Annotated in this window: 15 protein-coding genes; 7 read left to right on the forward strand and 8 right to left on the reverse strand. The window is 54.6% G+C overall.

Annotated elements, in window-relative coordinates:
- Window positions 1-11: 11 nt before the first annotated feature.
- On the forward strand, window positions 12-572 hold the full coding sequence (locus SIB88_RS04360; protein ID WP_412557439.1) for a redoxin family protein: 561 nt from the start codon (window positions 12-14) through the stop codon (window positions 570-572).
- Between the two features lie 21 nt (window positions 573-593).
- Here the strand turns inward: SIB88_RS04360 and rbsK are convergent, their stop codons facing one another.
- The 8 genes from rbsK to SIB88_RS04400 form a co-directional block, all read right to left on the reverse strand.
- Window positions 594-1517, reverse strand: coding sequence for a ribokinase (gene rbsK / locus SIB88_RS04365; protein WP_412557440.1), 924 nt, complete (start codon window positions 1515-1517; stop codon window positions 594-596).
- A gap of 142 nt (window positions 1518-1659) precedes the next feature.
- Window positions 1660-3126 carry a xylulokinase gene (xylB, locus tag SIB88_RS04370; protein ID WP_412557441.1) on the reverse strand — a complete coding sequence of 489 codons (1467 nt, stop codon included), beginning with the start codon at window positions 3124-3126 and terminating at the stop codon, window positions 1660-1662.
- 164 nt (window positions 3127-3290) lie between these two features.
- A complete protein-coding gene (locus SIB88_RS04375; protein ID WP_101245385.1) occupies window positions 3291-4178 on the reverse strand; it encodes a 3-hydroxybutyryl-CoA dehydrogenase in 888 nt (295 codons plus the stop codon).
- A 68-nt stretch (window positions 4179-4246) separates the two neighbouring features.
- Complete coding sequence (locus tag SIB88_RS04380) at window positions 4247-5182, reverse strand: electron transfer flavoprotein subunit alpha/FixB family protein (RefSeq protein ID WP_412557442.1); 936 nt, start codon at window positions 5180-5182, stop codon at window positions 4247-4249.
- 15 nt (window positions 5183-5197) lie between these two features.
- A complete protein-coding gene (locus SIB88_RS04385; protein WP_101245387.1) occupies window positions 5198-5947 on the reverse strand; it encodes an electron transfer flavoprotein subunit beta/FixA family protein in 750 nt (249 codons plus the stop codon).
- A gap of 242 nt (window positions 5948-6189) precedes the next feature.
- On the reverse strand, window positions 6190-6762 hold the full coding sequence (locus SIB88_RS04390; protein WP_412557443.1) for a cob(I)yrinic acid a,c-diamide adenosyltransferase: 573 nt from the start codon (window positions 6760-6762) through the stop codon (window positions 6190-6192).
- A gap of 54 nt (window positions 6763-6816) precedes the next feature.
- Window positions 6817-7011, reverse strand: a complete 195-nt coding sequence (locus SIB88_RS04395; RefSeq protein WP_114112836.1) for a twin transmembrane helix small protein — start codon at window positions 7009-7011, stop codon at window positions 6817-6819.
- A 169-nt stretch (window positions 7012-7180) separates the two neighbouring features.
- Window positions 7181-9136: a sigma 54-interacting transcriptional regulator gene (locus SIB88_RS04400; RefSeq protein WP_412557444.1), complete on the reverse strand. Its 1956-nt coding sequence runs from the start codon at window positions 9134-9136 to the stop codon at window positions 7181-7183.
- A gap of 215 nt (window positions 9137-9351) precedes the next feature.
- On the opposite strand from SIB88_RS04400, the gene SIB88_RS04405 reads away from it, so the two are divergent.
- The 6 genes from SIB88_RS04405 (at window position 9352) to SIB88_RS04430 (ending at window position 15289) form a co-directional block, all read left to right on the forward strand.
- Window positions 9352-10800, forward strand: a complete 1449-nt coding sequence (locus SIB88_RS04405) for a CmpA/NrtA family ABC transporter substrate-binding protein (protein ID WP_412557445.1) — start codon at window positions 9352-9354, stop codon at window positions 10798-10800.
- A gap of 1 nt (window position 10801) precedes the next feature.
- Window positions 10802-11632, forward strand: a complete 831-nt coding sequence (gene ntrB, locus SIB88_RS04410; RefSeq protein WP_412557446.1) for a nitrate ABC transporter permease — start codon at window positions 10802-10804, stop codon at window positions 11630-11632.
- Window positions 11633-11643: 11 nt separating this feature from the next.
- Window positions 11644-12570 carry an ABC transporter ATP-binding protein gene (locus SIB88_RS04415; protein WP_101245393.1) on the forward strand — a complete coding sequence of 309 codons (927 nt, stop codon included), beginning with the start codon at window positions 11644-11646 and terminating at the stop codon, window positions 12568-12570.
- 37 nt (window positions 12571-12607) lie between these two features.
- Window positions 12608-13048 carry a cyanase gene (cynS, locus tag SIB88_RS04420; RefSeq protein ID WP_101245394.1) on the forward strand — a complete coding sequence of 147 codons (441 nt, stop codon included), beginning with the start codon at window positions 12608-12610 and terminating at the stop codon, window positions 13046-13048.
- Between the two features lie 241 nt (window positions 13049-13289).
- Window positions 13290-13994 (forward strand): glutathione S-transferase N-terminal domain-containing protein, encoded by a 705-nt coding sequence (locus tag SIB88_RS04425; protein ID WP_412557447.1) that lies wholly within the window; start codon window positions 13290-13292, stop codon window positions 13992-13994.
- Window positions 13995-14122: 128 nt separating this feature from the next.
- Window positions 14123-15289: an adenosylhomocysteinase gene (locus tag SIB88_RS04430; protein ID WP_206926755.1), complete on the forward strand. Its 1167-nt coding sequence runs from the start codon at window positions 14123-14125 to the stop codon at window positions 15287-15289.
- The last annotated feature ends 58 nt before the right edge of the window (window positions 15290-15347 follow it).

A 15347-nucleotide genomic window follows, 5' to 3' on the forward strand; every position in this document is an offset into this window, starting at 1 on the left:
AGGTGGGTGTTGTGAAGGCTTTGCTTCGTTACGTAAAACTTGGCGTGATTGTCGCCATATCGGGCATTTATGCAACCCCTGCCTTTGCAGATACGCAATTACCACAAGAACTTTCAAAGATGGTGGCGCCGTCTGATGATGGTTCTTTGCCCGATGGCGTTACCTTTGTCGATGAAAATGGCGATGAAAAACAGCTTAACCAACTGAAAGGTCAGGTTATTCTGGTAAATCTGTGGGCGACCTGGTGTGTGCCTTGTGTCAAGGAAATGCCGGAACTTGACCGGCTGGCTGCGGAAATGGATGGAAAGCCGTTCCGTGTTCTTGCCCTTAGTCAGGATCGCGGCGGGGCGGCTGCCGTTACGGAATTCTTTGAAAAGAATGGAATCGACAATCTGGATGTGGTTCTTGACCCGCGCGGGGCAACCGCCCGCAAAATGGGGGCGCGCGGTCTTCCGACCAGTTTCGTGATTGATGGTCACGGTGTGGTGCGCGGCAAGCTTGAAGGCATCGCGCGCTGGGATGCCCCCGATGTCATTTCCTATTTTAGCGATCTGATCGAACAGACATCCTGATTTCAGAACCGCAAGCCGTCATCAGCTTCCTGGTTCCAGCAAGGCAAGAACCTGATCAAGGGTGGGGGCGGCATCGCCGGCCCCGTTGCGGGTGGTTGCCAGTGCGCCGGTCGCACATGCAAACCGCACGGCATCAGGAAGGGCTTGCCCGCTATGCAGGGCAACCGCAAGTCCGGCATTAAAGCAATCCCCCGCACCGACCGTATCAATGGCACTGACGGTAAAAGACGCGACCAACCCCGACATGTCGGGTGTTGAATAATAGGCGCCTTGACGCCCCATTTTAATGATCACGGTTTTGGGGCCCATGTCATGAAGGACCTTTGCGGCCTTCTTTGCGCTGGCTTCATCAACCGGTTCGATGCCCGTCATGGCGCGGCATTCGGTGCTGTTGGGGGTGACGATATCGGTCAGCGCCAAAAGATCGCGCATCACCATATGATCGGGTACGGGGGCGGGATCAAGCATGATTTTTGCCCCGCCTTCACGCGCATATTTGATCGCGCAATCGACAGCGACGACCGGGCATTCAAGTTGCAGGAGCAAATAGTCGCAGTCGCGCAGATAATCCTGTTTTTCATGCAAATCGCCACGGGTCATCGTCATGTTGGCACCGCCAACGACCGTGATCATGTTTTCACCGGCTTCATCAATTGAAATCAGGGCCGTCCCCGTCTGTGCGGCATCGGCAATGATCAGGTGGCTGGTATCGATGCCTTCGGCGGCAAGGCTGGTCACCAGTTGCCGGCCAAGTGCATCGTCACCAATCTTTGATATGAAAACGGGGGAAACGCCAAGACGTGCGATGGCCAGCGCCTGGTTACATCCCTTGCCCCCGGGGCCCGAGATATATTCCTTTGCCGGGACGGTCTGACCCGGTTTCGGAAGCTTGGCTACGCGTGCTGCGAAATCAATGTTCGAGCTTCCGACAACTGCAATACTCATGGACTATCCAAATGGTCGAAAATTAATACTCGTACTAATGTTGGTGTTAAATCATTGGTTTAAAGAAGGCGGGGGATTAATTTACTCATGATCGCGGGCGTCTTTGGAAATATGTGCGGTTGGTGCGTCGGGAAGGTCATTTTCAATCGGGCGTAAACTCATCGGCCAATGCGTTATAAAGCCTGCGGAACTTTGCAAAGCGCGGCTGATAGGATGTGTGTCGTGATGTGTCCGGTTCGATAATTTCTTCGATAACCGGTTTCAGGCATACATCTTCGACTGCTTCCTGTGTCAGGGCCAGTCGCGCCAGACGTGCGGCACCGAATGCCGGTCCTTTGGCAGCACCTTCATAACGGGCAAGGGGGGTGCCCATGATATCGGATATCAACTGGATCCAGTAACGGCTTCTTGCACCGCCACCAATCACACCGGGCAGGGCACAGCGGGTCCCGGCGGCATGCAGACGCGATTGTGCGTCACTCAGCGCAAAGGCCACCCCTTCGAGAACCGATTGCACCATGGCTTCGCGCGATGTGTCACTGCCCAGGCCAAAAAACACCCCGCGCGCATAGGGATTGTTATGCGGTGTCCGTTCCCCGTTCAGATAGGGCAGAAAGACAATATCGGCGGGCTTATGATGCTGGGCCTCAACCCGTTTCAGCAAGCCGCCGATATCACTTTCGCCAAGCAACTTTGCCGCCCATTGCAGGCAACTGGCCCCGTTCAGCAGAACGGCCATCTGGAACCAGTGGGCCGGAATGGCATGGGTGAAGCTGTGCAGAAGTTCTTCGGGTTTTGGGCGGTATTTGTCCGATGCGACAAAAATCTGTGACGATGTGCCAAGCGATATGAACCCGTCACCGTGACTGACGGCGCCAACACCAATGCCGCCGGTCGCGGCATCACCCCCGCCACCGGCAATGATGACGTCACCCTTCATGCCCCAGCGTTTGACAAGTTCGGCCCGCAAAGTTCCGGTAATGTCCGATCCTTCGACCAGTTCGGGGATTTGGTCCATCGAAAGCCCGCAGGCATCGATCGCCGCCCTGTTCCAGCTGCGACTTTCTTCATCAAGCCACAAGGTCCCGGCCGCATCAGACATTTCCGTCACCTTGTCACCAGACAGGCAAAACCGGATATAGTCCTTGGGCAGCAGGATGGTGCGTACTTTGGCAAAGATATCGGGTTCATGCTTTTGCAGCCAAAGCATTTTTGGTGCGGTCATGCCCGGCATGGTCGCGACACCGGCCCTTGTCCCGAGATCGGGCAGCATGGCATCAAGTTTGTCACACTCGGCCTTTGCACGGCCGTCATTCCACAGAATTGCCGGGCGCAACGGTTTGTCATTTTCATCAAGCAAAGTCGCGCCATGCATCTGTCCGGACAGGCCAATTGCGCGGGTGGCGGCAACAGCACCCGGATTTTGATGGTGCAGGGCATCAATCGCGCGCAATGTCGCGTCCCACCAGTCATCGGGGTTCTGTTCGCTCCAGAACGGGTGGGGATTTGATACCGACAAAGGAATATCTGTCTCGGCAACCGTGGCCGAGTGTTCGTCAATCAGCAATGCCTTGACGGCCGATGTGCCGACATCAATTCCGAGATACATTTTCGGACGGCCTCCAGACTTCTTTTGTCATTTTGTCCCGCATTCCATCCGTGCGGGTTTTAACGGACCTTATTCCAGATGGTTGGCGGTCTGATTGCAACAAAAAAAGCCGCTGAACAAAACAGCGGCTTTAATTTGAAAATGCGAATGTTTTAAAGCAGTCCCTAGCGGGTCGGGACCGGCTCATCACCGCTGTAATCATAGAAACCGCGGCCAACCTTGCGGCCAAGCCAGCCTGCTTCGACATATTTGACCAGAAGCGGGCACGGGCGATACTTGGTGTCGGCCAGACCATCATGCAGCACATGCATGATCGAAAGACAGGTATCCAGACCGATAAAGTCTGCCAGTTGCAGCGGACCCATCGGGTGGTTTGCACCCAGACGCATTGCGGTATCGATGGATTCGACGTTCCCCACACCTTCATAAAGCGTGTAGATCGCCTCGTTGATCATCGGAAGAAGGATACGGTTGACGATGAAAGCCGGGAAATCTTCGGCACTTGCCGTGTCTTTGCCCAGTTTTTTGGTCAATTCATGAATGGTGCGATAGGTGGTTTCATCCGTGGCAATGCCGCGGATCAGTTCCACCAGCTTCATCAGCGGCACCGGGTTCATGAAGTGCATGCCCATGAATTTCGCCGGGCGGTCCGTATAGGATGCCAGACGCGTCACCGAGATCGACGAAGTGTTGGTTGCGATGATGGCTTCGGGGCCAAGAACCGGGCAAAGCGCCTTGAAGATCTGTTTCTTGATCTCTTCATTTTCGGTTGCCGCTTCGATCACCAGATCGCAGTCCGAAAGGAAGCTGTATTCCGTTCCGGTTGAGACCCGCGCAAGTGCGGAATCTTTTTGCGCTGCGGTAATCAGTTCTTTTTTGACCTGACGGTCCATGTTCTTGTCCATCAGGCCAAGCGCCTTATCAAGGGCGTCCTGCGAGATGTCTAGAATTCGGACGTCGTAACCGGCAAGTGCGATCACATGGGCAATGCCATTGCCCATTTGACCGGCGCCAATTACGCCAATGGTTTTGATATCTTCCAACGAAGCCATTTGTTCCCCACTCGTCCCCTAGGGTCAAAACAACAGTATGCATTGCTTTGACCCTAATCGGGATCAGATTATTTGTCGAGTTCACTCGCCAGTGCGGGAAGGGCTTCGAAAAGGTCACCGACAAGGCCGTAATCCGCCACCGAGAAGATCGGCGCTTCTTCGTCCTTGTTGATTGCAACGATGACCTTGCTGTCCTTCATGCCGGCAAGGTGCTGAATAGCACCCGAAATGCCTACAGCAATGTATAGCTGCGGTGCAACAACTTTGCCGGTTTGACCGACCTGCCAGTCGTTCGGAGCATATCCGGCATCAACCGCAGCGCGTGATGCGCCAATGGCTGCGCCCAGTTTGTCGGCAATCGGTTCGATCAGATGGAAGTTTTCAGCCGATCCCATGCCGCGACCGCCGGAAATGACGACGCTTGCCGCGGTCAGTTCCGGACGTTCCGACTCGGTCAGTTCCTGACCAACGAAGCTGGACTTGCCGGCATCGGAAACAACGGAAACGTCTTCGATGGCAGCAGATCCGCCTTCGGCGGCAACCGGATCAAAGCCCGTGGTACGGACAGTGATCAGTTTCAGGCTGTCTGCCGACTGCACGGTTGCCAGTGCGTTACCGGCATAGATCGGACGGACAAAGGTATCGGCGCTTTCAACATCGGTGATGTCGGAAATCTGTGCGACGTCTTTCAATGCCGCAACGCGCGGCATGAAGTTTTTACCAGAAGTCGAGGCCGGAACCAGAATGTGGCTGTAGCCATCGGCAAGTTCGCAAACCAGACCGGCCATGTTTTCAGCCAGGAAGTGGCCATAGGCGGCATTGTCTGCGACCAGTACCTTGGAAACACCGGCAACTTTTGCGGCTGCTTCGGCAACGCCGCGGCAGCTTTCACCAGCAACGAGGATGGCAATGTCGCCACCGATCTTCTGTGCGGCTGCAACGGTGTTAAGCGTGCCGCCCTTCAGTTCGGTATTGTCGTGTTCGGCAATAACAAGAATGCTCATTTGATTGATCCCCGCTTAGATTACTTTTGCTTCGTTGCGGAGCTTGTCGACAAGCTCTGCGACGTCGGCAACTTTGACACCTGCCTGACGTGCCGGTGGTTCCGTCACTTTCAGGGTTTTCAGGCGCGGCGCGGTATCAACACCAAGATCGGCCGGGCTCAGGGTATCGAGCGGTTTTTTCTTGGCTTTCATGATGTTTGGCAGCGACGCATAGCGCGGCTCATTGAGGCGCAGGTCGGTGGTGACGATTGCCGGAAGGTCGAGCTTGACGGTTTCAAGTCCGCCATCAACTTCACGGGTAACGTCAAGTTTGCCGTCAGCAACGGCAACTTTGGATGCGAAAGTACCCTGCGGCCAATCCAGCAAAGCAGCCAGCATCTGGCCAGTCTGGTTGGCGTCATCGTCAATCGCCTGCTTGCCGAGGATCACAAGATCCGGGCTTTCCTTGGCGACGACTTCTTTCAGGAGTTTTGCAACGGCAAGCGGTTGCAGCTCATCCTCGGTTTCGACCAGAATGCCGCGATCGGCACCCATGGCAAGGGCGGTGCGCAGGGTCTCCTGGCACTGTTTAACGCCGAGCGATACGGCAACCACTTCGGTCGCGGTACCTGCTTCCTTGAGGCGGACAGCCTCTTCAACGGCGATTTCGTCAAACGGGTTCATGGACATTTTGACGTTGTTCAATTCAACGCCAGACTGGTCCTGTTTGACTCGGATCTTGACGTTGTAATCCACAACGCGCTTAACGGCGACAAGAACCTTCATGACAGACCTGTTCGTTTTTGTTGTCGAAACTATGGGCTTTCTGCTCCCTGCCGAGGCAGTTTGCTGCGGCCCGCATGTTACTGTTTTCCCCGCGATGCACAATAGGGGGTGCTACGCAGGTTGTCAATTTACGTAAAGAGGTTGACGTTAACGATAACTTCTTTACTGATTTTTTGATGCCCTTCGCAACCTTGATACGGCACAAAGCCGCCAAATGACAGGGGTTTGTCCAAATATTTTCGTCAGCGTGTCAGGCCGGGTTGCCACAAAATGTCATCCTTGCCGCCGTTATTTGCGTGCCGGGCAAGAACAAACATATGGTCCGACAGCCGGTTGATATAGCGAACGCATTCCGGGTTGATCGGCTCTAACCCGGCCAGTTCGACAATAAGCCGTTCGGCGCGGCGTGATACGGTGCGGACCACATGAAGCTGTGCCGAAAGCGCACTGCCACCCGGCAGGACAAAGGATTTCAGCGGATCAAGGCCGGCATTGATTTGATCTATTTCCTGTTCAAGGCGTTCGGTCTGGGTTGCGGTGATGCGAAGGGCGGGCTGTTCGGGATTGTCATCCGATCCGTCACCCGGGGTGCAAAGGTCCGCACCCAGATCAAAAAGATCATTCTGGATTCGGGTGAGCATCGCATCTATGTCGCCATCCGCATGCAGCCGGGCGACACCGATGAATGCGTTGGTTTCATCAACCGTGCCATAAGCCTCGACGCGGACTGAATTTTTGGGGACGCGTGTCCCGTTGCCAAGGGCGGTTTTGCCCTTGTCGCCGGATTTCGTGTAGATGCGGGTCAGTTGAACCATGTGTCGTCCATTAATGCGCAAGATGTCATAAGAATTGAAAACGGTCGCAGATGCCTATTTGCCAAGTGCCATCATCGACAGAATGAACAAAAGCAACAATGCGACTGCCTGAAGCAGCACGCGAAGCTGCATCAGTTTGTTGGATTTGCGTGCATCCTTGCCGCGGGCCATTGAAATGATTCCCATCACGAGAACGCCGGCAACGGCGGCCATCGCGACCAGCACGCCAATTTGAAGAAATGCGGTCATCTGTCTTCTTCCCTGTCTGTTGCCTGCTGATGGTCACCTGAAAGCAGGGGCCGCAATCGGAACAAGCCGAACTTGCCGCAGGTCGAATTTATTGATGCCATCTTACGGGCGGCGTCATGCTGCGCCAAACCGGGACCGCAGGCAACTGGTGGATGGAAACTTTTCGACATTATCGGGCATTTTGATTTTCCGGTGCGGCAAAGTCACGGCGATCGATTTTGAATTTCTTGATACGGGACGCCAGCGTGGTCGGTTTGATATCAAGAAGTGCCGCGGCCCCGTCCGGGCCAAAAATCTTGCCCTGCGTCTGTCTTAGGGCATGGGTGATATTGTCATATTCGGTTTGTTGCATTTCAGCGCGCGTCAAAATGGTCCGGGCGGGCTGGGTATCCCGATCGGCTTTGGTTGCGGGGGATGGTTTTTTGCCGTCCCGGGTGCTGAAATCGGGAAGATCGAAATGCAATTTGCCGTCATGGGCCAGGATGGCTGCGCGCTCGATCACGTTTTCAAGTTCGCGGGCATTTCCGGGCCAGCCATAATTTTGCAAAACATGAACCTGTCCCTTGGTCAGGGTGGGTTGGGCAATGTTCAGGCGCTGGCAGATATTGCGCAGGAAATGCGCAGCCAGTGGCGGAATGTCGTCTGGCCGTTCACGAAGCGGTCGACATTCAATCGGAAACACATTCAGGCGGAAATAAAGGTCCTCGCGAAACCGCCCCTGACGGACTTCTTCCTTAAGGTCGCGGTTGGTGGCGGCAATCAGGCGGACATTGACCTCGCGTGTGCGTTCTTCGCCGATGCGCTCAAACTTCTGATCTTGCAGAACCCGCAAAAGCTTGCCCTGAAGTTCCAGCGGGATTTCACCAACCTCGTCAAGGAACAGGGTGCCGCCATCGGCCAGTTCAAAGCGCCCGACACGGTCGCGAATGGCGCCGGTAAAGGCCCCGCGCACATGCCCGAAAAATTCGCTTTCGAACAGTTCATGGGGGATGGCCGCGCAATTCACGCGCACCAGAACGCGATCAGACCGTGTGCTGGCCTGATGGATGGCACGCGCGATCAATTCCTTGCCGGTGCCGGATTCCCCGGTGATCAGAACGTTGGCGTCAGTCGGCGCAACCAGATCAATCTGTTTGAGCGCGCCTTGAATGGCATCCGATTGCCCGATGATTTCATGGTGATTGTTGGTCGACAGGATTTCTTCCTGAAGGTAGGCATTTTCAAGTTCAAGCCGTTCACGAAGACGGTCGACCTCGGCAAGGGCAGCATGCAGTTTTTCTTCGGCGATTTTGCGTTCGGTAATGTCGCGAAACACGATCACTGCCCCGATGACCAGACCATGGTCGCGAATGGGGGTGGATGTGTATTCGACCCGGATCGGTTTGCCATCGCTGCGCCAGAAGACTTCATCATCAACCCGTCTTACGATGCCCTCGCGGAACGCATTGTAAATCGGGCAGTGCTCGGCGTGATAGGGTTCGCCATCAACATGGGAATGGTGAATGATCGAATGGATTTCCTTGCCCACAAGTTCCTCGGCGGTCCAGCCCAGCATGCGTTCGGCGGCCGGATTGACAAAGGTGGTCACCCCGTCCGAATTCACGCCGTAAATGCCTTCGCCGGCCGCCCCCAGGATCAGCTGGTTCTCGCGTTCGATCTCGCGGAAGAACCGTTCGGCACGTCGCCATTCGGCAATGCCTTCGCGCAGGTAATCGTCGGCTTCGGAGTCAACATCGCGGCGGTGGCGGGCATCAAGATCCGATATCGTCACCGTAAGATATTCTTCATCGCCAAGCGTGATGGCGCGGGCTTCGTGTTCTAGTTTCAGTTGGGTACCGTCCGGCCGGGTCAGGTCTAGTCCGCGGGTCCAGGCAAATCCGTGATAAAGGGCGGCTTCGCTGAACACGACAAGGCTTGGCACCTGTCCCTTGTGCAGGGCGCTCATTTTCAGGGATATGAGGGCGTCTATGCTGCGGCCCAGCAATTTTGCCGCCGCGTCATTGGCGAAAACGATGCTGTCGGTTTTGGGGTGAACCAGAATTGTCGGATGCGTATGCGCCAAAAGAGCTTGCAGATGGAGCGGCTCCAAAGACGTTGAAACAGATTGGTTTACGTCATGGTTCATACGAATTTCCTACGATAATTCGTAATTATGGTTACGAATTATCGTAAATTACGATTTTTCGTATATGTGAAGACTGCCTGTCATCATCCCCTGAGTCCAGCATTTTCAACGAAAATTCTGCATTGCAGCAAACTGGCACGACGGTTGCTCTTATCCTGACTGAATGTCTGGTGCTGTTCTGATCTGGACAGCGAAACAACACAGGGGGTGATCAAATGTCAGTTAAAAGTCTGGGCGATCCATTTAGCGGTGATACCGACCTGCGGCACAGCAAATCGTGCGGTTGTGATATGTGTGCGTCAAAGGACGGGCATCACCATGCGGATCATGATCATGGTGTAAAGCACGATCTGGCGTCGATGCCTGCTCATAGCGATATGGCGGGAAAGGCACCGGAAAGCAGCGAAGAAATCCTCGATCGCGCCATCGACAGCGCGATTGTCCGTTCGGTTTTCGGTCACAACGAAATTTCGCGTCGTTCCTTTGCCAAGATGGTTGGCGGCAGCACCATGATGGCGGCATTGGCATCGGTATTGCCAATCGACAAGGTCAAGGCAGCGATCCTTGATGATCTGGGGACACCGGAAAAGTCGAAGCTTAATATCGGCTTTGTGCCGATCACCTGTGCCACGCCGATCATCATGGCGCAGCCAATGGGCTTCTATGAAAAATACGGTCTTGATGTTGATGTCATCAAAACCGCGGGCTGGGCGGTGGCCCGCGACAAGTCGCTGAACAATGAATATGACGCGTCGCACATGCTGACCCCGATGCCGCTGGCCATTTCGATGGGGGCGGGTTCAACCGCGACCCCGTTCCTGATGCCGGCTGTTGAAAATATCAATGGTCAGGCCATCGTTCTGCACAATGATCATCTGGATAAACGCGATCCCAAACAATGGAAAGGCTTCAAGTTTGGTGTGCCGTTCGAATATTCGATGCACAACTTCCTGCTGCGTTATTATGTCGCTGAACATGGTCTGGACCCGGATAAGGACATCCAGATCCGCGTTGTTCCGCCGCCCGAGATGGTGGCAAACCTGCGTGCCGGTAACCTCGACGGGTATCTGTCACCCGATCCGTTTAACCAGCGTGCTGTTTGGGAAAAAATCGGCTTCCTGCACACCCTGACCAAGGATATCTGGGAAGGTCATCCGTGCTGTGCATTCGCCTGTTCCAAGGCCTTTTCCGAAGAACTGCCAAATACCTATGGCGCGCTTTTGAAATCCATTGTCGATGCGACCCAATACGCGGCCAAGCCCGAAAACCGCAAGGAAATTTCGGCCGCGATTGCGCCGGCTAACTATCTGAACCAGCCGGTTCCGGTGATTGAGCAGGTCCTGACCGGACGTTATGCCGATGGTCTGGGCGAGGTGAAAAACGTTCCTGATCGCATCGATTTCGATCCGTTCCCGTGGCATTCGATGGGGGTGTGGATTCTGACCCAGATGAAGCGCTGGGGCTATATCGAAGGCGATATCGATTACAAGAAAATCGCCGAGGAAGTCTATGTCGCGACCGATTGTGCCAAGGTGATGAAAGACCTTGGCTATGAGGCCCCGACTTCGACCTATAAGTCCTATACCATCATGGGCAAGACCTTTGATCCCGATCAGCCCGAAGCCTATGTCAACAGCTTTGCGATTGGCAAAGGGGTAAGCTGACATGCTGGCATCGTTGAATGCCAGGGCTTTGGTTTTGTCACTCGTGCTATTGGCGGTCTTCCTTGGCCTTTGGGAGGCCGCCAGCCCGAAACAGAACATTTCTGGCGAACTGACAGAATATGAACTTCTGATGGGTGGGGCCGAACCCAAGGCGGCCGTGCCGCCACCCTCGGCAGTGATCAGCAAGGCATGGGAAGAACTTAGCAATCCTTTCTATGATGCAGGCCCCAACGACAAGGGGATTGGCATCCAGATCGGCTATTCGCTTTATCGGGTTCTTTCGGGATATTTCCTTGCTGCGGCGCTGGCCATTCCGGTCGGGTTCCTGATCGGAATGTCGCCTCTGATGTATAAGGCGCTTGATCCGTTTATTCAGGTGCTAAGACCCATTTCCCCGCTGGCGTGGATGCCTTTGGCCCTGTTTGTCATTCAGGACAGTCAGGCATCGGCAATCTTTGTCATCTTTATCTGTTCGATCTGGCCGATGCTGATCAATACGGCATTCGGTGTCGCCGGGGTGCGCAAGGACTGGGTCAATGTGGCGCGAACCCACGAACTGGGTCCTTTCAAAACCGCATGGATCGTGATCCTGCCCGCTGCGGCACCAACCATTCTGACCGGAATGCGCATTTCCATCGGGATTGCCTGGCTGGTGATTGTCGCTGCCGAGATGCTCGTGGGCGGTACCGGCATTGGCTACTACGTCTGGAATGAATGGAACAACCTTGATCTGACCAGTGTGGTGTTCTCGATCCTGATGATCGGGGTTGTCGGCATGTTGCTTGATACGGCCTTCGCCTATTGCGCACGCCTTGTGCAGTACCAGGAATAAGGAGACCAGATATGTCGACACCATTCCTGAGTGTTCAAAACCTTACCAAACGTTTTCAGGCTCCCAAGGGTGGCGAAAGCCTTACGGTATTTGAAAACGTCAATCTCGGGATCGAGAAGGGCGAGTTTGTTTGCATCATCGGCCATTCCGGCTGTGGCAAATCAACGATCCTGAACATTCTTGCGGGGCTTGATGAACCAAGCGACGGCGCGGTCATCATGAATGGCAAGGAAGTTTCCGGGCCCAGTCTGGATCGCGGGATCGTGTTTCAGAACTATTCCCTGCTGCCATGGTTGTCCGCGCTCAAGAACGTCACCTTTGCCGTTCAGGCGCGCTACAAATCCTGGAGCAAAAAACAGGTTCACGATCATTCGATGAAATATCTTGAAATGGTCGGCCTTGCCGGCGGGGCGGAATTGCGCAAGCCATCGCAACTGTCTGGCGGGATGCGTCAGCGTGTATCGATTGCACGTGCCTTTGCCATTCAGCCGGAACTGCTTTTGCTCGATGAGCCGTTCGGCGCACTTGATGCGCTGACCCGTGGCAGCATTCAGGACGAGTTGATCCGCATCTGGTCGGGATCGGACCAGACGGTCTTTATGATCACCCATGATGTTGATGAGGCCATCCTGCTTGCGGACCGCATTTTGTTGATGACCAACGGTCCCTATGCCCGGGTTGCCGAGTCCGTTCAGGTCGAAATCGAACGACCGCGTGAACGGGCCAACATCATCCATCATCCCGACTATTACGACATCCGCAATCACCTGGTGGAGTTCCTGGCCACACGGTCGCGCGAACTTGCCGGGAAACAGGACGATGATGCGAATTCCGCACCCAAAGTCGTCCGGTTCGGGGCAAATGCCGGAGCGGAAATCTCATCAGAAACAGGCAGCAAGTCCGGCACGCGCAAGCGTGCGGTCAATCGTGCCGATTAATCAAAACAACGTGCTGTATCAGAAGTGGAGAAAACCCATGAAAAAAGCTGACGTCAAAGAACTCATTCTCGAAGCCAAAAAGGCCAAAGGGCTCGGTTGGGAAGAGATCGCAAGCAAGATCGGTATGTCCCCGGTTTGGACAACTTCCGTATGCTTTGGCATGAATTCGGCGCCAAAGGACAAGGCCGACATGCTGGTTGCCCTGTTTGACCTGCCGCCCGAAGCATCGGCAGTCATTCAGGAATGCCCGATGAAAATCTGGGACCAGGCGGTCCCGACCGATCCCGCCATCTATCGTCTGTATGAAATCGTTGGTGTATACGGCGAAACCATCAAGGAAATCATCCACGAGAAATTCGGCGACGGCATCATGAGTGCGATCGATTACGAAATGTATATCGAACGCAAGGAAGACCCGAAAGGTGACCGTGTCGTGATTACCCTGGATGGCAAGTTCCTGAAATACCGCGCCTGGTAAGGATATCTTCCGGTGTGAAATTAATTGGCGGTGCCGATGGGGTTGATCATCGAATGCCGCAGTCCGGTCAGGCCCGTTTGCATGCGCATTCGGGCCTGCTCCGTATGGGCCTGGTGAAAGTCTTGTCGGATGCTACTGGCGAAAAGGATGCGATCTGCTAAATCCTGAAGATATGTAATTGCCTGTATGCAATGCCTGATTTGGTTTTGCGTATCGGCCAAACAACAAGGATCAAATTCAGATGGCTGACCTTTCCGCATTCGACATCACCAAACGCTGGCCGGCAATGAACCCCGATATTCTTCAGCTTTATTCATTCCCGACACCCAACGGGGTAAAGGTTTCGATCATGCTCGAAGAAATCGGTCTTCCCTATGAGGCCCACACCATCAAAATCGGTGAAGACGAAACCTGGACCCCGGAATTTCTGTCGCTGAACCCGAATGGCAAAATCCCCGCCATTCTTGATCCGAACGGTCCGGATGGAAAACCGTTCGGGCTTTTTGAATCCGGGGCGATCTTGCAATATCTTGCCGAAAAATCCGGAAAGCTGTTGCCTGCTGATCCGGCACGGCGGATGGAAACCATCCAGTGGGTCTATTTCCAGATGGCCGGACTGGGCCCGATTTTCGGGCAGCTTGGCTTTTTCCACAAATTTGCAGGCAAAGAGATCGAAGATAAACGCCCGCTTACCCGTTATGTAAATGAATCCAAACGGCTTCTGGGTGTTCTAGAAACCCGTCTTGACGGGCGTGACTGGATCATGGGCGATGAATATACCATTGCCGATATCGCAATCCTTGGCTGGGTCCGCAATCTGATCGGATTTTACGAGGCAGGTGATCTGGTGGCTCATGATACGCTCAAAAACGTACCGGCATGGCTTGAACGCGGTCTTGCGCGGCCCGCTGTTCAGCGCGGTCTTGATATTCCGGCACGGCCATAAGGTCCGGGTTGCCTGAACAGGCTCAAAATTGACCGGATGGTCAGAAATGCTTTCCATCCGGTCTGGCTATCATTAATTAGGGGACGATACTATTCGTCACGCCACCACTGAACCCAAGAGATTGATTAATGACCAGCCGCATCAAGGACGCAGCACTTGCCGCCCAGATCAATGACGAAACGCTTGCATGGCGCGAAGTCATCTGTCCGGTAACGGCGAAATACGGAAACTATGTCGCCAAGCGCGATTTGCGCGACAAAACGATTGTCAGTTTCCAGCACGTGCTTGAAGACACCATTCCGACCCTGTTGCCTTTCGTCAAGGCCGGGGCAAAGGTCAAGGTCGGGGCGTGCAACCCCGACAGTACCGATGATGTTGCGGCGGCCTATCTGGCGGCAAACGGGGTTGAGGTTCATGCCTTTTCGGGCATGACACCCGAAGAATATGCCAAAAGCATCGATATCCTGTCGTCCGAGCCGGCCGATATCGTGGCCGACATGGGGGGGGAACTGATCGAGGCCTTTGTCAAAAAGGGCCATAAGGTCGACGGTGCGCTTGAAGCCACGACGACGGGTGTTCACCGCGTTGAAAAGCTTGATTATTCATTCCCGGTCTTTAACTGGAACGACATCGCGATCAAGGATCGCCTGCATAACCGACATCACGTGGCACAGGAAATGTGGCCGGTCTTTTCCAATGTAACCGGTCTGGCGCTTTATGGTCGTTCGGTTCTGGTGATCGGGTTTGGTCCGGTGGGGCGTGGTGTTGCCGAACGTGCGCGCAATCTTGGTGCGGTGGTCTCGGTTGCCGAACGCGATCCGGTGCGCGCCCTTGAAGCCCAGCATCACGGATGCCGTGTCGTCAGCCTTGAAGACGGCATCAAGGAATGCGCGATCATTGTGACCGCAACCGGTCTTTCGGGCATTCTGGGTGAAAAGCAGATCAAGCAGGCCCGCCGTGGTGCCATTCTGGTCAATGTCGGTCATTCCAATACCGAGATCGATGTGGCATGGCTCGATACCCAGAAACGCACCAAAATGCGCCGCTATATCGAAAAATTCGAATTCGATAACAGCCGCGAAGTGTATTTGCTCAACCGTGGCAGTCTTTTGAACCTGGCACCGGGCATGGGTGGTTCGGGCAAGGATCTGTTCGATCCGTTTTCCGCAATTCTGATCCGCGGAATTGACTGGTTGGCATCGGGCGGGGCCAATGCGTTCAAACCGGGATTTTATGATTACCCGGCCGACATCGAACGCGAAATCGCCGAGGCGATCCTGCATTCGCACAGTTGACGGCGGCACGCCCTTGCAAGGATGTTAGCGCTAACATTAAAGCCCCCGGCCAATAAAT

Source organism: Thalassospira sp. MIT121401, from assembly GCF_047125595.1.
GTDB classification, from domain to species: Bacteria; Pseudomonadota; Alphaproteobacteria; order Rhodospirillales; family Thalassospiraceae; genus Thalassospira; species Thalassospira povalilytica.